Here is an 18,510-nt window from a genome sequence, read left to right as displayed (position 1 = left end):
CCTGTTGCGCTTTGCCGTGGAATTTCCGCATTCCACCCCTAGATTGCGGCATATGCGAATTCTTCTTCCGCTTGTCGCCGGCCTGCTGGCGGGGCCTGCGCTGGCGGCGGCCCCTTCCTTGCAAGCCCTGTCCGGCTGGCAGGCGGGACAGTGGCGCGCGGCCGAAGTCGGTGGCCATCCTGCCGCCCCCATCTGCGCCGCTTCGCCGGAAACGATGCTGCTGGCCGGCCGGCCCAACGCCGGCTGTGTCTTCACCGTGATCGAGGACACGTCCAACATGGCGGTCGTCACCTACCGCTGCGCGGGCGGCCGGCAGGGCCGCACGGAAGTGCGGCGCGACACCAGCGACCTTTTCACCGTGGACGCGCAGGGGCTGGAAGGCGGGCGCCCCTTCGCCAGCCGCACCGAATGGCGGCGCGCCGGCCGCTGCTGATCCCCGCTGCTTCCGTCAGGCTTCCGGCGTTGCGCCTTCGCGCTATGCTGGCTGCATGGCATGGGAAACGGAAATAGCGGAACTGCGCCGCCGGCAGGAGCTGGCGAAGCGCATGGGCGGGGCGGAGAAGCTGAAACGGCAGGCCGATGCCGGCCGGCTGGACGCAAGGGCGCGGCTGGCGGCGGTCGCGGATTCGGGCAGCTTCCGCGAGATCGGCGAATTGTCGGGCTTTGCCACCTATTCCGCAGACGGCGGGCTGGAGGCGATGCTGCCGGCCAATTTCCTCTTCGGCCGCGCCGAGGTGGATGGCCGGCCGGTGGTGCTGACGGCCGATGACTTCACCGTGCGCGGCGGCGCGGCCGACGCCGCCCTCCACCGCAAGCTGCTGGAAGCCGAACGCCTGGCCGGCGAATATCGCATGCCGCTCATCCGCATGATCGAAGGCACGGGCGGCGGCGGCTCGGTGAAAAGCCTGGAAGCGATGGGCTACACCTATGTGCCCGAAATCCCCGGCTGGGAGGTGATGGTCGCCAACATGTCCCAGGTGCCGGTGGTGGCGCTGGGGCTAGGGCCCGTCGCCGGTCTGGGGGCCGGGCGCATGGCGATGGCGCATTACAGCCTGCTGGTGGACGGCCTCTCCCAGATGTTCGTGGCGGGGCCGCCAGTAGTGGCGGCCGCGGGCGAAGTGCGCACCAAAGAGGAACTCGGCGGCGCGCACATCCATGCGAAGAATGGCGCGGTCGACGACCGGGTGAAGAGCGAGGCGGAAGCATTCGAGCGGCTGCGGCGCTTCCTTTCCTATCTGCCCTCCAGCGTCGACGAGCTTCCGGCGCGCGTGAAGACGCGCGATCCGGCGTCGCGGCGGGAGGGGTGGCTGAACTCGGCCGTGCCGCGCGATTCGCGGCGGCTCTACCCGATCCGGCCGATCGTCGAGGCGATCGTGGACAAGGGAAGCTGGTTCGAGATCGGGCGCGAATGGGGGCTGGGCGTGGTGACCGGGCTGGCGCGGCTGGATGGCCATGCCGTGGCGGTGATCGCCTCCAACCCGGAAGCGCTGGGCGGCCTCTGGACGGCGGCAACCGCGCGCAAGGTGGAGCGGATGGTCGATCTGGCCGACAGCTTCCACCTGCCGGTCGTGCATCTGGTGGACAATCCGGGCTTCCTGATCGGCCGCCGGGCGGAAGAGGAAGCGACCATCCGCTGGGGCAGCCGGGCGCTGGCGGCCATCTATCAGGCGAGCGTGCCCTGGGCGACGGTGATCCTGCGCAAGGCCTATGGCATGGCCGGCAGCGCCCATGCGCCGGCCGACCGCTTCCGCTGGCGCATGGCCTGGCCGAGCGGTGACTGGGGCAGCCTGCCCATATCCGGCGGGCTGGAGGCGGCCTATCGCGGCGAGCTGGAAGCGGCCGAGGATCCGGCGGCGCGGCTGGCGGAGATCCGGGCGCGGCTGGAACGGGTGCGGAGCCCCTTCCGCACGGCCGAGCGCTTCGGCGTGGAAGCGATCATCGCCCCCGATGAAACGCGCGAGGAGCTTTGCGCTTTTGCGCGCACCGCGCAACGGGCACTGAAACCGGGCGCGAAGGGGCGAGGCCTGCGCTGCTGATCTTGGTTAAAGCCGACATGCTGTCTGCCGAATTTTACAGCGCAGCCGCCTGGCCAATGTGGCCGTATATGATAATTCAACAGGTTAGATCTTGTTAGCCGTTTGGCACGCTTGTTGCTGGCTTCTTCCTGTGGCCGGGGCATAGGGTCGGCCGAACAGGATAGGACAATGCGCATGCACAAGTTTCTTCTTGCTTCCGCACTGGTTTTCGGCGCGGCGACCGCGGCTCAGGCCGCGCTGCCGCAATATCCGAATCCGGGGACTTTCAATGAGGCGGATTACAGCTTCACCGCGCTCGCGACCGGCGACATCGTCGCCTATTTCGCCGGGCATACGGCCGGCTACACCAACTGGCTGCGGCTGGAAGTTAATGGGGTGGACACCGGCCTCGAAGGGCTGAACAACCAGGTGACCGCACTTGGCACCTCGTTCAACTTCGGATCGGTCAACGCCGGCGACAAGCTGGTGTTCAAAATCCGCGTCGTGAACACGGGGGAATATTTCTATTCCCAGCGCAGCCTGAACCCGGATGGCCTGACCCATATCTATTCCGCCGACTATGCCGGTGGCGACTGGGGCATTCCCGCCGGTGTCTATGTCGGCTTCGAGGATCTGCTCGGCGGCGGCGACCGGGATTATGACGATCTCCGCTTCGTCTTCACCAATGTCGGCGGCGGCGAAGTGGGCGGCGTGCCCGAGCCGACGACCTGGGCGATGCTGATCGCCGGCTTCGGCCTGGTAGGCGTGGCGGCCCGCCGCCGGGTGGCGCGCCAGACGCAAGCCTGAAGGCATGGATTTTGACAAAGGGGCTGCACCCTCGCTGGTGCAGCCCCTTTGCATTGCCGACTCGCCTCAATCGGCGCTTCAGTAGCGCCGGAGCAGGCCCGCGAGCTTGCCCTGGATTTTCACGCGCGAGGGCAGATAGAGTTGCGGCTCGTAGAGGCTGTTCGCCGGATCGAGGCGGACCATGCCCTTTTCCCGGCGCAGATATTTCAGCGTCGCCTCGGCATTGTCGATCAGCGCCACCACGATCTCGCCGTCGCGCGCGTCGTCCACCTTGCGGATAAGAGCGAAGTCGCCGTCGAAGATGCCGGCCTCGATCATCGAATCGCCCGAAACCTGCAGCGCATAATGGTCGCCCGGCCCCAGCAGGGTGGCGGGCACGGCGAGCTGCTCATGGTCCTCGATCGCCTCGATCGGCAGGCCGGCGGCGATGCGGCCGACCAGAGGCACGGCGAGCGCCGGGGCGTCGCTGGTGTCGGCGGGAAAATCATTGGCGCCGGCCGGAGAGCGGCGGGCCCGCGCGGCCGAAATGTCGGTGACGGAAGCCCCAGGCAATCGCACCACTTCCAGAGCGCGGGCGCGGTTGGGCAGGCGGCGGAGGAATTGCCGCTCTTCCAGCGCGCCGATCAGTCGGTGCACGCCGGATTTGGATTTCAGGTCCAGCGCTTCCTTCATTTCCTCGAACGAAGGGGAAACGCCGGTTTCCGCGAGGCGCCGATGAATGAAAAGCAGCAGTTCATGTTGCTTCGACGTCAGCATGGCAGCCTTCCACCTTCTTCCCCACATTGGAACATGAGTGGAACATTAGGGGAATAGAGGCGAACAGGTCAAGAGTCGGCCGTCAACCGGCGGAATTCACTGGCCCGTCAGCAGGCGGCGGGTCGCGGCTTCCACATCGGCTTCGCGCATCAGCGCCTCGCCGACGAGGAAAGTGGAAACGCCGGCGGCCTTCAGGCTGGCGAGATCGGCGTGGGCGGAAAGCCCGGATTCCGCGACGATCAGGCGCCCTTCCGGGATGCGTTCGGCCAGCCGGGCGGAAAGGCCGATGTCGACCGCCATCGTCTTCAGATTGCGGTTGTTCACCCCGATCAGCGGCGTGTGCAGCTTCAGCGCCCGCTCCAGTTCCGCTTCGTCATGCACTTCCACCAGCACGTCGAGGCCTAGCAGCATCGCCTGCGCTTCGAATTCGGCCAGTTCCGCGTCCGTGAGCGCGGCGACGATCAGCAGGATCGCGTCCGCCCCCAACACCCGGGATTCGGCGACCTGGTAGCGGTCGATGATGAAGTCCTTGCGCAACGCCGGCAGCGAGGGCGCGGCGTGGCGGGCAAGAGCAAGAAAGCTGTCCTTCCCCTGGAAATAGGGCTCGTCCGTCAGCACCGAGAGGCAGGTGGCGCCGGCCGCCTCATAGGCTTCGGCGATCGCCGCCGGGTCGAAATCGGCGCGGATCAGGCCCTTGGACGGGCTTGCCTTCTTCACTTCGGCGATCAGGCCGAAATGGTCCGCGGCGCGGGCGGCCTTCAGGGCGGCGGCGAAGCCGCGCGTCGGGCCGTTGGCCTTCAGGTCCAGCGTCGATTCCGGTTTCACGGCCTTGCGGGCGGCGACATGCGCGCGCTTGGCTTCGATGATCGGCTGCAGGCGGTCGGCGGGCATGGCTGGTCCCTAACGGAAGGCGAGGAAGCGCGCGAGCTTGTCGGCCGCGGCGCCGGAATCGAGGGCGGTCCGGGCATCGGCGAGCGCCCGATCCCAGGTCCGGCCGGTGAGGGTGAGGGCGGCGGCGGCATTCGCCAGCACGATGGCGCGATAGGCGGGGCGCCCGCGCCCTTCCATGAGCGCGCGAAGCTCGGCCGCATTCTCCGGCGGGTCGCCGCCGGCGATCGCCTCGCGGGCGTGAAGGCCGAGATCATGCGCCTGCGGGTCGAAGGCTTCCGGGATCAGCACGCCCTCGCGCAGCCGGCGCAGGTCCGTCTGGCCATGCACGGCGATTTCGTCCAGCCCGCCGCCATGCACGGTCAGGATCTCGGTGCCGCCCAGCGCCGCTCCGGCCCGGGCGATCGGCTCCAGCCATTCAGGCGCCGCCACCCCGATCATCTGCCGGGGGACGCCGGCCGGGTTGGCGAGCGGCCCCAGCAGGTTGAAGATGGTGCGGCGGCCGAGCGCCCGGCGAACCGGGGCGACGCGGGCCAGCGCCGGATGGTGGCGCTGGGCGAACAGGAAGGTCACGCCGATTTCGTGCAGGGCGGCCTCCACCCGGTCCATGGCGAGGTCGCTTTGCCAGCCCAGCGCTTCCAGCACATCGGCCGTGCCCGAACGAGACGAGGCGCCGCGATTGCCATGCTTGGCGACCGGAACCCCGGCGGCGGCCACCACGAAGGTGGCGGCGGTGGAGACGTTGAGGCTGTGCGAGCCGTCGCCGCCGGTGCCGCAAAGGTCGATGGCGCCTTCGGGCGCGGAAACCGGCAGCATCAACTGGCGCAGGACCGAGGCGGCGGCGGCGATTTCGTCGGCGGTCTCGCCGCGCTCCGCCAGCGCCAGCAGAAAGGCGGCTATGTCGCTGTCGGCAAGGTCGCCGCCGACGATATGGTGGAAGGCGTCCGCCGCCGCATCCTTGTCGAGAGGCCGGCCCGGGTCCGGCAGGCGGGTGGCGATGGCCTTCACGCGCTCAACCCCTCGGGGCTGAGGTGCGGGATTCCGGCGATGTCCAGGAAGTTCGCCAGCAGGGCGTGGCCATGTTCGGTGGCGATCGATTCGGGGTGGAACTGCACGCCATGCAGGGGCAGCTCCCGGTGGGCGAGGCCCATGATGAGGCCATCGTCCGACTCCGCGGTGATTTCCAGCGCCGGCGGCAGCGTGGCGCGGTCGACGATCAGGCTGTGGTAGCGGGTGGCGGTGAAGGGCGAGGGCAGGCCGGCGAAGACGGAGCGCCCGGCGTGTGTGATCGGGCTGGTCTTGCCATGCATCAGCGCCGGCGCCCGCACCACGCGCCCCTGAAAGGCCTGGCCGATCGCCTGATGGCCCAGGCACACCCCGAACAGCGGCAGCCCCGTCCGGGCGGCGGCGCCGATCAGGTCCAGGCAGATTCCGGCCTCGTTCGGCGTGCACGGCCCCGGCGACAGCAGCACCGCCTTCGGCTGCTTCTCCAGGGCTTCCGCGACGCTCAACCGATCGTTGCGCGCAACCTCCACCTCGGCGCCCAGTTGTTGCAGATACTGGACGAGGTTGAAGGTGAAGCTGTCGTAATTGTCGATGACGAGGATCATGTCGCCGCGCCGGCCGCGATCGCCAGGAAATCGGCCGCCTTCAGGCTGGCGCCGCCCACCAGCGCGCCATGCACATGCGGCACCGACAGCAGTTCGGCCGCATTCGCGGGCTTCACCGAACCGCCGTAGAGGATGCGGGTGCCCGCCGGCATCCGCGCGGCGATGGCGGCATGCACTTGCCTCACCTGTTCCGTGGTGGGCGTGCGGCCGGTGCCGATGGCCCAGACCGGCTCATAGGCGACGACGAGGCCGGCGATGCCTTCCGGCACCGAGCCTTCCAGCTGGCGCGCGATCACCGCCAGCGTCTCGCCCGAGTCGCGCTCGGCCAGCGTCTCGCCGACGCAGACGATGGGGGTGCAGCCGGCGCGGTGCGCGGCCTCGGCCTTGCGGCGGACGATGGCGTCCGTCTCGCCATGGTCGGCGCGGCGTTCGGAGTGGCCGACTATGATATCGCGCGCGCCAGCGTCCGCCAGCATTTCGGCGGAAATGTCGCCGGTATGGGCGCCGGACACCTCCCAATGGCAGTCCTGCGCGCCGATTCCGAGCTTGCTGCCCTCGGCCAGCCCGGCGAAGGCCGCGACCAGCGTCGCCGGCGGGCAGAGCAGAAGCTCGACGCCCGCGGGCACCTCCGCCGCCAGCAGCGCCTCCAGTTCGGCGGCGCCCGCCTTCAGGCCGTTCATCTTCCAGTTGCCGGCGATCAGCTTCATGGCTTCCAAAAATCCTCGTCCATTCAGGCGGTGGAAAGCCGTCCCTCTAGACAGGACGGGGCTTGAACGGCAACCCGTGGGGTAGCTCTGCCATGAACCGGTCCCATATTCCTTCCGCCCTGATGGCGATTCTGGCGCTCGTGCTGGCGCAGGCCTGGGCCGTGCCCGCCCGCGCGCAGTCGCTGCTGCGCGACGCCGAAACCGAGAAACTGTTCCGCGACATGGGCGAGCCGCTGATGCAGGCCGCCGGCCTCGATCCGCGCGCGGTGACGATCAACCTCGTCGGCGCGAACGAGATCAACGCTTTCGCGACGCTGGGGCAGGGCATCTATTTCTATTCCGGTCTCATCATCGCCGCCGACGATGTGCTGGAAGTGCAGGGCGTGCTGGCGCACGAACTGGGCCATGTGGCGGGCGGCCATGCCGTGCGCTTCAACGAGGGCGCTGGGCCTGCGACCAACATCAGCCTCCTCTCTCTGGTGATCGGCGCCGCGCTTCTGGCGGCCGGCGCCGGCGACGCCGGGATGGCCGCGATGATGGCCGGGCAGCAGGCCGCGCAAGGCAAGTTCCTGGCCTTCAGCCGCGAACAGGAAAGCCGCACCGACCAGGCCGGGGCGCAATTCCTGGAAAAGGCCGGAGTCGACGGCCATGGCATGATCAGCTTCTTCCGCGAGCTTCAGGGGCAGGAGTATCGCCTGGCGATCCCGCAGGACAACAGCTACAACCGCACCCACCCCCTGTCCGGGGAGCGGATCGCGGCGCTGGAGGATGTGCTGCAACGCTCGCCGGCCTGGGGCAAGGGCGCCGATCCGGTCCTCCAGGCGCGCTATCAGCGGGTGCGCGCGAAGCTGATCGGCTATCTGTCCGAACCCGCCGACACGCTGAGGGCCTATCCGCCGGGCGACACCTCCGCGCCCGCCCGGGTGGCGCGCGCCTATGCCTTCCACAAGCTGGCCGAGCCGGAAAAGGCGGTGTCGGAGGTGGACGCGCTGCTGAAGACGCTGCCGGACGACCCCTATCTGCTGGAGCTGAAAGGGCAGGTGCTGCTGGAATCCGGGCATGTGAAGGAGGCGATCCCGCCGCTCCGGCAGGCGGTGCGGCTGTCGAACGGCAACCCGCTGATCGCCGGCATGCTGGGCCATGCGCTGGTGCAGACCAGCGAGCGGGAGCACGACGACGCCATGCTGGACGAAGCGGAGAAGGTGCTGCGCTCGGCGCTGGCGCGCGACGACGACAACCCCTTCGCCTGGCTGCAACTGGAAACCGTCTATGAGCGTAAGGGGGACAAGCCGCGCCTCGCCCTTGCCACGGCGGAGCGGCTGACGCTGTCGGGCGGGGACCCGCGCGCCGCGCTCAATTCCGCCATGGTCGCCGCGCAAGGGCTGCCGCAAGGCACGCCGGAATGGATCCGCGCGCAGGACATCGTGCAATTCTCGCGCAACCGCGCCGAGGACATGAAGAAGAAGGGCCGCAATGACCGCTGAACCCGATCCAGCCCCCGAAAGCCCCGATGCCGGGGAGTGGTGGGCGCGCGTGAAGCGTTCCGCCCTGCCGCAGGGGGCGGCGCATTGGGGCTGGTGGGCGGGCGGACTGGGGGCGGGGCTGCTGGTCGCGCTTCTCGCCACCACCCTTTCGGGCCAGCGCACCCCAGCCGCTCCGCCGCCCGGAAGCCGGGCGGAAATCGAGGCGATCGTCAGGGAAACCATCCTCGCCAACCCGGAACTGATCCCGGAGGCGATCAACCGCCTGCAGGAACGCGAAGTGGAAAAGCTGCTCGCCAGCAACCGCGAGGCGATCGAAACCCCGTTCGCCGGCGCCTGGGCGGGCGCGAAGGACGGCGATGTGGTGCTGGTGGAGTTCTTCGACTTCAACTGCCCCTATTGCCGCAAATCCGCGGAGGACGTGGACCGGCTGCTGAAGGAAGACCCGAAGCTGAAGGTCGTCTTCCGCGACATGCCGGTGCTGGGGCCGGACAGCGAGCATTTCGCCATGGCCAGCCTCTCGGCGGCGCAGCAGGGGCGCTACCGGAAATTCTATTCCACCGTGTTCGCCGGCCAGGGCGCGCTCAACCAGGAGCGGCTGATCCGCAGCGTCCGCCAGGCGGGGCTGGATGAAGGCAAGGTCGCGAACGACCTGCAATCGAAGGCGCTCCAGGCCGAGATCGAGAAGAACATGGGCCTCGGCCGGGCGCTGGGGCTGACGGGGACACCAAGCTATGTGGTGGGCAACCGCATTCTCTCGGGCGCAGTCGGCTATGACGAGCTGAAGCTCGCGGTCGAGCAGGCGCGGGAGAAGCAGGGCGCGGATCGGGCGTAAGGTTTTTGCCTCCGGCGGCCAGGGCTTTGCCCCCCGTCGCCGGATGGCGACCGCAGAAAGTCCGAAGGGGCTTTGCCCCTTCACCCCAGCAGGGAAATGATTTCCCTGCACCCTCTTTTCTTCAGGTGAGTGCGGAACCGGCCAGCTCGGGCATGCGAACATAGTCGATTGCCTGCGGCGCTTTACACCCCACTTTCCCGTCACCCCGGGCTTGACCCGGGGTCCAGCTGTTTGGCCCGCCATTCGGGCATGAGCAGCGAACCTCGGCGCGCGAGGAAGCTGGACCCCGGGTCAAGCCCGGGGTGACGGGGGAGGCGGTTGAAAGTCCGCCAAGTCCGCGCCGCAAGGATTTGAGACAGCACTCGCCATTGCTGTCCTACATGGCGGAATAAATATACCATATTGGTCATTTTCAAAGAAAGGTGACCAATGAGACGATGGGTGGTTGTGGCGTCGGCTTTGTTGCTGACCGGCTGTGTGACGGTTCGGGCCGGTGATTCGGCGGATCGGGAATTGGCTTTGCTGATGAGCGCGGCGGCCGATGCCGTCCGTGCCTTGGTGCTGAGCGCCGAGCAGGGCGGAGAGCCCGATTTTGAGGGGGCGCGGATCGCGGTTGAACATGCGCGCGTCGCGGCGGTCCTGCGCGCGACGGAGCCCGGAAGCCTTGAGCAGATGGCGGGCTATGCGGCGCTTGGCGTGACGTTGACGCTGTGCCGGGACAATCTGGATCGGCTGGAGATGCGACTCGGCACGGAATCCTCGGGGCAGTTGCTGGCGCGCCTCAGGGTCGGCTGCATCGCGCCGCTGGCGCTGGTGGCCGTGGGCTGAGCCGGGAAAACGGCCTGAAAGCCAAAAGGGCCGGCGTTTCCGCCGGCCCTTCGCATTTGTTCGGATTAGGGCGGGACTTACTCGTAGTCCGGCCCCAGATTCTGATTGCGCGGCGGCGCGGCGGCCGTCAGGCGCAGCGCCTCGGCGGAAGCGGCGAGCGAGCCGACTTCGTCGGCCACATCGTCCTCGTCGATCCGCACCTTCTGCAGGTCGGTCACGATCTTGTCGGACAGGGCTTCGGGCGAGACGTTCGACTCGGCGATCTCGCGCAGCGCCACCACCGGGTTCTTGTCGCGGTCGCGGTCCAGCGTCAGCTCGGCGCCGCCCGAGATCTGGCGGGCGCGCTGGCCGGCCAGCAGAACCAGCTCGAAGCGGTTCGGAACCTTCTCGATGCAGTCTTCAACGGTGACGCGTGCCATCAAGGCCTCTTCGTATCTGGAATTTCGGGCAGGGGCCGGGACATAGCGATGGCGAGGCTTCCGGTCAAGGACGGGCGGGGTTTGCGCCTTGACCTTTGCCGGCTCCGGCGCTAGGGGCCGCGCTTCGCATTCGGCCCCGCACGCCCGGTGAAGCGGTGGCCCGGTTTCCTTTTCAAAAGAGAATCGCGCGGTTCCGGGCTTGCCCTGACGAGGGGCGTGCCTTGGTGCAATTCCGCGCCGGGGCCAAGCGAAGGATGGATATATGTCGAAGCGCACCAGCGCCAAGTACAAGCTCGACCGCCGCATGGGCGAGAATGTCTGGGGCCGTCCCAAGAGCCCGGTCAACCGCCGCGAATATGGCCCCGGCCAGCACGGCCAGCGCCGCAAGGGCAAGATGTCGGACTTCGGCCTGCAGCTTCGCGCCAAGCAGAAGCTGAAGGGCTATTACGGCGACGTCACCGAAAAGCAGTTCAAGAAGGTCTACGCCGAAGCCGTCCGCATGAAGGGCGACACTTCGCAGAACCTGATCGGCCTCCTGGAGCGTCGCCTCGGCACCGTCGTCTATCGCGCCAAGTTCGCCCCCACCGTGTTCGCCGCCCGCCAGCTGGTGAACCATGGCCATGTGCTGGTGAACGGCCGCAAGTGCAACATCGCCTCCGCCATGGTGAAGCCGGGCGACGTGATCGAGCTTTCGGAAAAGGGCAGGCAGATGGTGCTGGTTCTGGAAGCCGCGCAATCGTCCGAGCGCGACGTGCCGGAATATGTCGCCGTCGAGGGCCTGAAGGCCAGCTACGTCCGCGTGCCGACGCTGGACGAGGTGCCCTATCCGGTGAAGATGGAACCGAACCTCGTCGTCGAATTCTACAGCCGCTGAGCGGCGGTTTCGGGAAGACAGGAACGAAAAAAGGGCGGGGTCATCCCCGCCCTTTTTGCATGCCCGCCGGCCTTCAGCCCGATCCGCCCCGCTTCCAGCTGGCGCGATCCCGGCGGTAATCCTCCCGGGAGCCCCATTCCTCCGCCCGCCGCGCCCGCTGGCCGACGGGCGCCATGGCGGCACAGGGCGTGCAGAGTCGGGTCGCCGGCATCGCCTTCAGCCGCCCTTCGGAAATATCCTCGCCGCAGCGGCCGCAAGGGATGGGCGACCCCTCGGGTTCTTCGTGCGACGGCGCCTGAAACAGGGCCGGTTCCTCGGTGGGCAGCGGAGCGGCCTTCGGCGCGGGCATGGAGGCGGCTTCGCCCGGAAGCCCGCGCCAGTCGCAGACGGAGCAGCGCAGCCGACGGCCGGCCGGCACGGGGCTGCCGGGCGCCCCGGCATGTCCGCATCGCGGGCAGCAGAATGGCATGGCCTTCCTCCCTCGACTTCGTCCCGGCCACAATATCTTCTTTTCTTCCGGGCCGCTTCCCACTTATCCCATCAGCATGCTGCGCCAGTATGAACTAGTCGAGCGGGTCAAGAGCTACGACCCGCAAGCGGATGAGGATCTCCTCAACCGCGCCTATGTGTTTTCGATGAAGGCGCACGGCAGCCAGTTGCGCGCCAGCGGCGACCCCTATTTCTCCCACCCGATCGAGGTGGCCGGCATCCTGACCGACCTCAACCTCGACGACGAGACCATCGTCACCGCCATCCTCCACGACACCATCGAGGACACGGTGGCGACGCCGGACGACATCCGCCGGCTGTTCGGCGAGAATGTGGCGCGGCTGGTGGAAGGGGTGACGAAGCTCAGCCGAATCGAGGCGCAGACGGAAAGCGAGCGGGCGGCGGAGAATCTGCGGCGCTTCCTGCTGGCGATGTCGGACGATATCCGCGTGCTGCTGGTGAAGCTGGCCGACCGGCTGCACAACATGCGCACGCTGAAGCATCTGAAGAACCCGGAGAAGCGCCGCCGCATCGCCCGGGAGACGATGGACATCTACGCCCCGCTCGCCGAGCGGATCGGCATGTATGGCTTCATGGACGAGCTGAAGGAGCTTTCCTTCGCCGAACTGGAGCCGGAGGCCTATCAGTCGATCAACAAGCGGCTGGAGGCGCTGCGGGCCGGCGGCGGCGACACGGTGAAGCGGATCGAAAGCGGAATCCGCCACACGCTGGAATCGGCCGGCGTGCCGGTCGACGATGTGCGCGGCCGGGAAAAGCGCCCCTGGTCCATCTTCCGCAAGATGCAGGAGCGGCATGTGGCGTTCGAGCAATTGTCGGACGTGATGGCGTTCCGGGTGATCACCCGCAGCCCGGACGATTGCTACCGCGCGCTGGGCGCGCTGCACCGGCGCTGGCCGATGGTGCCCGGCCGGTTCAAGGATTATATCTCCACCCCCAAGCGCAACGGCTATCGCTCGCTGCACACGACGCTCGTGGACCGGGCGAAGATGCGGATCGAAGTGCAGATCCGCGACGCCGACATGCACGCCGAGGCGGAATATGGCATGGCCGCCCACTGGGCCTACAAGCAGCGGCAGGGCGCCGGCGGCACCAGCTACCCCTGGCTCACCGACCTGCTGGAAATCCTGGACAACGCCCAGTCGCCCGAGGAAGTGCTGGAGCACACCCGGATCGCCATGTTCCAGGACCAGCTCTTCTGCTTCACCCCCAAGGGCGAGCTGGTGCAGTTGCCGCGCGGCAGCACGCCGGTCGATTTCGCCTATGCCGTGCACACGACGCTGGGGGACACCTGCGTCGGCGCGCGGGTGAACGGCAAGGTGGTGCCGTTGCGCACCCGCCTGCACAACGGCGACCAGGTGGAGATATTGCGTTCCTCGGCGCAGACGCCGGACCCGGCCTGGGAACAGTTCGCCGTCACCGCCAAGGCGCGCTCCGCCGTCCGCCGGCATATGCGGCAGAAGACCCGCGCCGCGCAGTTGAAGACCGGCGAGGCGCTGTTCCACGATGCGGTCACCCGGCTGAAGGTGGAAATCGGCGCCGAGGCGATCGCCGCCGCCCTGAAGCGGCTGAAGCTTTCCGACCAGTCGGCGCTGTTCGTGGCGCTGGCGACGGCGCAGGTGTCGGACGCGCAACTGGTGGAGGCGCTGGTGCCCGGCTCGGCGACGCAGCGCCGGGCGCGGCGGAAAAGCCCGCCGACGGGCGTCGAAAGCGCCATCCTGGTGGCGGGCGGGGCCGACATGGGCAGCATGGAAATGGGAAGCTGCTGCATGCCCGTGCCCGGGGACCGGATCGTCGGCCTCAGGGTGCCCGATCATGGAATCGAGGTCCACACCATCGATTGCCCGAGGCTGGCGGCGGCCGAGGATGGCGAATGGGTCGACCTGAAATGGGCGCCGGACGCTTCCTCGGGCACGGCGCGGGTGGAAGTGGTGGTGATGAACGAGCCGGGCGCGCTGGCGCAGGTGACGGCCATCCTGGCGCAGCAGGGCGCGAACATCGTCAACCTGCAGCTGAAGGACCGCGATCGCGCCCACCACCGCTATATCATGGATGTGGAGGTGGACGATCTGAAGCATCTTTCCGAACTGGTGGCGGGCCTGCGGGCGCCCAGCCTGGTCGTCACCGCCGAACGGATGCAGGGATAGGCTGAAGCGTTTCCCGCGCCGCGCGCCGGCTGCGGTTTTTCCTTGCCATGGCGGCCATTGGCCGGTTCTTTGGCGCGCCAGCCATCCCCGCGCCTGATCACGGAGTAAGCATGCGTTCGATTCTGGCTGCCGCCACCTTGCTGGCGGCGACGCCCGCCCCGGCCCAATCGCTGCCGAAGCCGGTGCACGACATGGTGGAGGCCGCCGCCCGCTCGGGGGACAGAGTGAAGATCGACGCCGTCGTCGCCATCGCCAAGGAGACGAACAAGGGCGCCGAAGCCGAGATCGACGCGATCGTCGCCCATCATGCCGCCATCCGCGCGGCGCAGCGGCAGGCGACGCTTGCGGAGGCCGGCCTGTTCGACAACTGGAAGGGCCGGGGGCAGGTCGGCGCCTCCCTCTCCACCGGCAACAGCGATGTGAGAAGCCTGACCGTCGGCCTGAACCTGCAACGCGAAGGGGTGGCCTGGCGGCATCGCCTCGATGCGGCGTTCGACATCACCGACAATCGAAAGGGCAGCGATCAGGAGCGAATCCTGACCGGCTACCAGCTCGACTACAAGATCTCCGAACGGGCCTACAGCTGGGCGCGGCTGGAATATGAGCGCAACCGCGAGGCGGGGATCAAGCGCCGCTTCGCCGAATCGGCCGGCCTCGGCTGGCGCGCCATCCAGGGCAAGGCGGTCCGCTGGGATCTCGAAGCGGGTCCGGCGCTCCGGCAGACGAAATTCGTCTATTATGACGAGAACAGCGTTGCCGGCCGGGGCGCTTCGCGCTTTGCGTGGAAATTTTCCCGGCATACGGAGTTCAGCAGCGACACCGCCATTTTCTTCGACAGTTCGGCGACCATCAACACCACCGCCGCGCTCACCTCGCGCATGTTCGGCGCCATCGGCACGCGGCTCAGCTACAACCTCGCCTGGGAAGAGGATCCGCCGAACGGGCTCCGGAGCCTGGACACCACCACGCGCATAACCCTCGTCTATGATTTCTGACGCGCATGCGGGGAGGGCGAGGCCGTTTTCCGCCCGGAATTGAGCCCCTTGCCTCTTGCCAAATGCCGCATATGCACTTTCTCCTGAACCGCTTGCGTGGCAAGGGGGCCGGCAAAGCCCGGATATCCGGGCGTCGACAGGGGAAACAGCATGCGTCTCATTCTTGCCACGGCACTTTTGCTGGCCGCGCCGGCCATGGCGCAAACGAGCCTTTCGCCGGGCGCGCGCGAAATGGTGGAAGCCGCCGCCCATTCCGGCGACCAGGCCAAGATCGACGCCGTCGTGGCCATCGCCAAGTCCACCAACAAGGGCGCCGAGGCGGAGATCGACAAGATCGTCGCCGACATCGCCGCCACCAAGACGGCGCAGCGCGAGGAAGAGCTGAAGCAGGCCGGCTTCTTCCAGAACTGGACCGGTTCGGGCCAGTTCGGCGCCTCCTTCTCGACCGGCAACAGCGAAACCAAGAGCGTGACCGCCGGAATCGCCCTGGAGCGCGATGGCCTCAACTGGCGGCACCGGGCCGACGCCCTCGTCGACATCGTCGACAACGACGGCGGCACCGACCAGCAGCGGATTCTGGCGGGCTATCAGCTGGACTATAAATTCTCCGAGCGGCTCTACGCCTGGGGCCGCTTCGAATATGAGCGCAACCGAGAAGCTGGGATCAAGCGTCGCTTCGCCGAATCGGCCGGTATCGGCTGGCGCGCCGTCGACGGCGCGCGGGTGAAGTGGGATCTGGAAGCCGGTCCGGCGCTTCGGCAGACCCGGTTCCTGACCTACAATGAGAATGAGTTCGCCGGCCGCGGCGCCTCGCGCTTCGCCTGGAACCTGTCGGACACGACGATCTTCACCAACGATACGGCGATCTTCTTCTCCGGCTCGTCCTCGATCAACAACACGGCGGCGCTGACGGCGAAGCTGTTCGGCGCATTGAGCGCGCGGGCGAGCTTCAACCTCGCCTGGGAAGAGGAGCCGCCCGCCGGCCTCGAGAAGCTCGACACCACCACTCGCTTCACGCTGGTCTACGACTTCTGAGCATGGCCATCAGGGGCCGGGTGGCGCCCGGCCCCCTTTGGCGTTAATTGGGCCGCATGACCGACGACGAGATTCTCGCGGAGTTCCGCGCGGCCGATGCCCTTCTGGAAGGGCATTTCATCCTGTCCTCCGGGCTGCGCAGCCCACGCTACCTGCAATGCGCGCGGGTGTTGATGGACCCTGCGCGGGCCGAACGGCTGGCGCAGGCGCTGGCCGCGAAGATTCCCGCCGAAGTGAAGGCAAGGGCGAAAGTGGTGGTCGCCCCCGCGATGGGCGGCCTCATCTGCGGCTATGAACTGGCGCGCGCCCTCGGGCTGCAATCCATGTTCGTCGAGCGGCCGACCGGCAGCTTCGAGCTGCGCCGGGGCTTCCGGCTGGAGCCGGGCACGCACGCGATCCTGATGGAGGATGTGGTGACGACCGGCCTTTCCAGCCGGGAGGCCATCGCGGCGGTGGAAGCGGCCGGCGGCAAGGTGATCCACGCCGCCAGCCTCGTCGATCGCTCGGCCGGCACCGCCGACCTGGGCGTGCCCTTCACGCCGCTCATCCGTCTGGCGGTTCCCTCTTACGAGCCGGACAATCTGCCGCAGGAACTGGCCGTCATCCCGGCCGTGAAGCCCGGGAGCCGCGCCGCGTGACGCGACGATTGCGGCTCGGGGTGAATATCGACCATGTGGCGACCATAAGGAACGCCCGTGGCGGCGCGCACCCCAGCCCGCTCAGGGCGGCGGAACTGGCGACCGCCGCCGGCGCCGACGGTATCACCGCGCATCTGCGCGAGGATCGCCGGCACATGACGGATACCGACATCGCCGAGCTGGTGACGGGCATCGCCCTGCCGCTCAACCTCGAAATGGCGGCGACGGACGAGATGCTGGCGATCGCGCTGAAGCATCGGCCGCACGCCGCCTGCATCGTGCCGGAGCGTCGCGCCGAGCGGACGACCGAAGGCGGGCTGGACGCCGCCGGCCAGCACAACCATCTGGCGCCGCTCGTCGAGCGGCTTTCGGGCGCCGGAATCCGCGTCTCCCTGTTCATCGCCCCCGATCCGCGCCAGATCGAGATGGCGGCGCGGCTGGGGGCGCCGGTGGTGGAGCTGCACACGGGGCCCTATGCCCATGGCGAGGAGGGCGCGCTCGCGAAACTGGAGGCGGGCGCGGCGCTCGCCGCCTCGCTGGGGCTGGAAGTGCATGCCGGCCACGGCCTGACCTTCGACAATGTCGGCGCGGTGGCCGCAATCCCGGACCTCGCCGAACTCAACATCGGCCACTTCCTGATCGGCGAAGCCTTGTTCATCGGGCTGGAAGCTTCCATCGGCCATATGCGCCAGTTGATGGACGAGGCGCGGGCCGCATGATTCCGAACGGGCTGGTGGTGATCGGGCTGGGCAACGACCTGTGCAACATCGAGCGGATCGCCGCCTCGATCGACCGCTTCGGCGACCGTTTCATCAACCGCATCTTCACCCCGCTGGAACAGGCGAAGGCGAACCGCCGCGAGCTGACGCGCATCGGCACCTACGCCAAGCGTTTCGCCGCCAAGGAGGCGGCCTCGAAGGCGCTGGGCACGGGGTTTCGCGACGGCGTGTTCTTCCGGGACATCGGCGTGGTGAACCTTGCCTCCGGCCGGCCGACGCTCAGCCTGACCGGCGGCGCGGCCGTCCGCCTTGCCGCCATCACCCCGCCGGGGCATAAGGCCGACATTCACGTCACGCTGACAGACGACCATCCCTGGGCACAGGCGATCGTGCTCATAACCGCGAGTCCCGCATGAACGCTTCCGCGCCCGACCTTTCGAAGCCCTCCAGCCCGCCGAAGGAGCCCTTTTCTTGGGGGCGCGAACTGAAGCAATGGGCGATGCTGATCCTGATCGTGCTGGGCGTGCACAGCTTCGTCGCCAAGCCCTTCTACATCCCGTCGGAATCGATGATGGCGAACCTGCTGGTGGGCGACCGGCTGATCGTCTCCAAATTCCCCTACGGCTTTTCCTACCTGTCGCCTTCGGTGCCGATCCTGCCGCATATTCCGGGCCGGCTTTTCGGCAGCATGCCGGAACAGGGGGACATCATCGTCATCAAGAGCCCGTCCGACGGGGCGGACTGGATCAAGCGGGTGATCGGCCTGCCCGGCGATACCGTCGAAATGCGCGACGGCGAACTGTGGCTGAACGGCAAGCGCCTGCCGCGCGAACGCCGGCCGGAAACCGAGCTGCTGGTGACGCCCAACACCGACTGCCCCTATATGCCGCAATTCCGGGGCATGGGCGCCGACGGTCTCCCGGTCTGCCGTTTCCCCACCTATCGCGAAACGCTGTCCAACGGCCGCCAGTATGACACGCTGGACATGGCGCTGACCGAGCGGGACAATTTCGGCCCCGTCACGGTGCCCGAAGGGCATCTGTTCCTGATGGGCGACAACCGCGACAATTCGATGGACAGCCGCGTGCCGCCGGAAATCGGCGGGCTGGGGCTGGTGCCGTGGGAGAATATCGTCGGCCGCGCCGAGTTCACGACCTTCTCGCTCGACGGCTCGCAGACGATCAATCCGCTCACCTGGTGGGGGGCGCTGAGAGGGGATCGGGCGTTCCTGAGCCTCAGGAACTGAGCC

Annotated in this window: 21 protein-coding genes; 14 read left to right on the top strand and 7 right to left on the bottom strand. The window is 67.9% G+C overall.

Annotated features, from left to right (window positions below; translation table 11 throughout):
- Window positions 1-52 precede the first annotated feature (52 nt).
- The 3 genes from L6Q21_RS01675 to L6Q21_RS01665 all read left to right on the top strand — a co-directional run bounded on the left by L6Q21_RS01675 (window position 53) and on the right by L6Q21_RS01665 (window position 2,822).
- Window positions 53-433, top strand: coding sequence for a hypothetical protein (locus L6Q21_RS01675; protein ID WP_237828712.1), 381 nt, complete (start codon window positions 53-55; stop codon window positions 431-433).
- A gap of 55 nt (window positions 434-488) precedes the next feature.
- Window positions 489-2,036: an acyl-CoA carboxylase subunit beta gene (locus L6Q21_RS01670; RefSeq protein ID WP_237828711.1), complete on the top strand. Its 1,548-nt coding sequence runs from the start codon at window positions 489-491 to the stop codon at window positions 2,034-2,036.
- A 174-nt stretch (window positions 2,037-2,210) separates the two neighbouring features.
- On the top strand, window positions 2,211-2,822 hold the full coding sequence (locus L6Q21_RS01665; protein ID WP_237828710.1) for a PEPxxWA-CTERM sorting domain-containing protein: 612 nt from the start codon (window positions 2,211-2,213) through the stop codon (window positions 2,820-2,822).
- A gap of 78 nt (window positions 2,823-2,900) precedes the next feature.
- Here L6Q21_RS01665 and lexA read toward each other — a convergent pair whose 3' ends face one another.
- The 5 genes from lexA to tpiA all read right to left on the bottom strand — a co-directional run bounded on the left by lexA (window position 2,901) and on the right by tpiA (window position 6,792).
- Window positions 2,901-3,578 (bottom strand): transcriptional repressor LexA, encoded by a 678-nt coding sequence (gene lexA / locus L6Q21_RS01660; RefSeq protein WP_237828709.1) that lies wholly within the window; start codon window positions 3,576-3,578, stop codon window positions 2,901-2,903.
- Window positions 3,579-3,674: 96 nt separating this feature from the next.
- Window positions 3,675-4,469, bottom strand: coding sequence for an indole-3-glycerol phosphate synthase TrpC (gene trpC / locus L6Q21_RS01655; protein ID WP_237828708.1), 795 nt, complete (start codon window positions 4,467-4,469; stop codon window positions 3,675-3,677).
- A gap of 9 nt (window positions 4,470-4,478) precedes the next feature.
- Complete coding sequence (gene trpD / locus L6Q21_RS01650) at window positions 4,479-5,474, bottom strand: anthranilate phosphoribosyltransferase (RefSeq protein WP_237828707.1); 996 nt, start codon at window positions 5,472-5,474, stop codon at window positions 4,479-4,481.
- Window positions 5,471-6,076, bottom strand: coding sequence for an anthranilate synthase component II (locus L6Q21_RS01645; RefSeq protein WP_237828706.1), 606 nt, complete (start codon window positions 6,074-6,076; stop codon window positions 5,471-5,473). The genes trpD and L6Q21_RS01645 overlap by 4 nt, the downstream gene beginning before the upstream one ends.
- Window positions 6,073-6,792, bottom strand: coding sequence for a triose-phosphate isomerase (tpiA, locus tag L6Q21_RS01640; protein WP_237828705.1), 720 nt, complete (start codon window positions 6,790-6,792; stop codon window positions 6,073-6,075). Before tpiA ends, L6Q21_RS01645 begins: the two co-directional genes overlap by 4 nt.
- A gap of 113 nt (window positions 6,793-6,905) precedes the next feature.
- Between tpiA and L6Q21_RS01635 the strand changes: the two genes are divergently transcribed.
- The 3 genes from L6Q21_RS01635 (at window position 6,906) to L6Q21_RS01625 (ending at window position 9,927) form a co-directional block, all read left to right on the top strand.
- A complete protein-coding gene (locus L6Q21_RS01635) occupies window positions 6,906-8,267 on the top strand; it encodes a M48 family metalloprotease (protein ID WP_237828703.1) in 1,362 nt (453 codons plus the stop codon).
- Entirely contained in the window at window positions 8,257-9,099 is an 843-nt protein-coding gene (locus L6Q21_RS01630) for a DsbA family protein (RefSeq protein WP_237828700.1), read from the top strand. Before L6Q21_RS01635 ends, L6Q21_RS01630 begins: the two co-directional genes overlap by 11 nt.
- Before the next feature lie 429 nt (window positions 9,100-9,528).
- The gene (locus tag L6Q21_RS01625; protein ID WP_237828699.1) at window positions 9,529-9,927 is read left to right on the top strand and encodes a hypothetical protein; all 399 of its coding nucleotides are present in this window, start codon (window positions 9,529-9,531) and stop codon (window positions 9,925-9,927) included.
- Window positions 9,928-10,004: 77 nt separating this feature from the next.
- Here L6Q21_RS01625 and rpoZ read toward each other — a convergent pair whose 3' ends face one another.
- Complete coding sequence (gene rpoZ / locus L6Q21_RS01620) at window positions 10,005-10,346, bottom strand: DNA-directed RNA polymerase subunit omega (protein ID WP_237828698.1); 342 nt, start codon at window positions 10,344-10,346, stop codon at window positions 10,005-10,007.
- A 262-nt stretch (window positions 10,347-10,608) separates the two neighbouring features.
- On the opposite strand from rpoZ, the gene rpsD reads away from it, so the two are divergent.
- The gene (gene rpsD / locus L6Q21_RS01615) at window positions 10,609-11,220 is read left to right on the top strand and encodes a 30S ribosomal protein S4 (RefSeq protein WP_237828697.1); all 612 of its coding nucleotides are present in this window, start codon (window positions 10,609-10,611) and stop codon (window positions 11,218-11,220) included.
- A gap of 73 nt (window positions 11,221-11,293) precedes the next feature.
- Here rpsD and L6Q21_RS01610 read toward each other — a convergent pair whose 3' ends face one another.
- Window positions 11,294-11,689, bottom strand: coding sequence for a TraR/DksA C4-type zinc finger protein (locus L6Q21_RS01610; protein ID WP_237828696.1), 396 nt, complete (start codon window positions 11,687-11,689; stop codon window positions 11,294-11,296).
- Between the two features lie 76 nt (window positions 11,690-11,765).
- Here L6Q21_RS01610 and L6Q21_RS01605 point away from each other — a divergent pair, with 76 nt between their 5' ends.
- The 7 genes from L6Q21_RS01605 to lepB all read left to right on the top strand — a co-directional run bounded on the left by L6Q21_RS01605 (window position 11,766) and on the right by lepB (window position 18,507).
- The gene (locus L6Q21_RS01605) at window positions 11,766-13,874 is read left to right on the top strand and encodes a RelA/SpoT family protein (protein ID WP_237828695.1); all 2,109 of its coding nucleotides are present in this window, start codon (window positions 11,766-11,768) and stop codon (window positions 13,872-13,874) included.
- Window positions 13,875-13,984: 110 nt separating this feature from the next.
- Window positions 13,985-14,869: a DUF481 domain-containing protein gene (locus L6Q21_RS01600; protein WP_237828694.1), complete on the top strand. Its 885-nt coding sequence runs from the start codon at window positions 13,985-13,987 to the stop codon at window positions 14,867-14,869.
- Window positions 14,870-15,019: 150 nt separating this feature from the next.
- A complete protein-coding gene (locus L6Q21_RS01595; RefSeq protein ID WP_237828693.1) occupies window positions 15,020-15,904 on the top strand; it encodes a DUF481 domain-containing protein in 885 nt (294 codons plus the stop codon).
- Window positions 15,905-15,960: 56 nt separating this feature from the next.
- Complete coding sequence (gene pyrE, locus L6Q21_RS01590; RefSeq protein WP_237828692.1) at window positions 15,961-16,542, top strand: orotate phosphoribosyltransferase; 582 nt, start codon at window positions 15,961-15,963, stop codon at window positions 16,540-16,542.
- Complete coding sequence (locus L6Q21_RS01585) at window positions 16,539-17,261, top strand: pyridoxine 5'-phosphate synthase (protein ID WP_237828691.1); 723 nt, start codon at window positions 16,539-16,541, stop codon at window positions 17,259-17,261. The genes pyrE and L6Q21_RS01585 overlap by 4 nt, the downstream gene beginning before the upstream one ends.
- A 14-nt stretch (window positions 17,262-17,275) precedes the next feature.
- Window positions 17,276-17,677 (top strand): holo-ACP synthase, encoded by a 402-nt coding sequence (gene acpS, locus L6Q21_RS01580; protein ID WP_237828940.1) that lies wholly within the window; start codon window positions 17,276-17,278, stop codon window positions 17,675-17,677.
- Window positions 17,674-18,507, top strand: coding sequence for a signal peptidase I (gene lepB, locus L6Q21_RS01575; RefSeq protein ID WP_237828690.1), 834 nt, complete (start codon window positions 17,674-17,676; stop codon window positions 18,505-18,507). The genes acpS and lepB overlap by 4 nt, the downstream gene beginning before the upstream one ends.
- Window positions 18,508-18,510 lie beyond the last annotated feature (3 nt).

Source organism: Sandaracinobacteroides sayramensis, assembly GCF_022014495.1.
Classification (GTDB): domain Bacteria; phylum Pseudomonadota; class Alphaproteobacteria; order Sphingomonadales; family Sphingomonadaceae; genus Sandaracinobacteroides; species Sandaracinobacteroides sayramense.
This window is presented reverse-complemented; position numbering and strand designations above follow the sequence as displayed.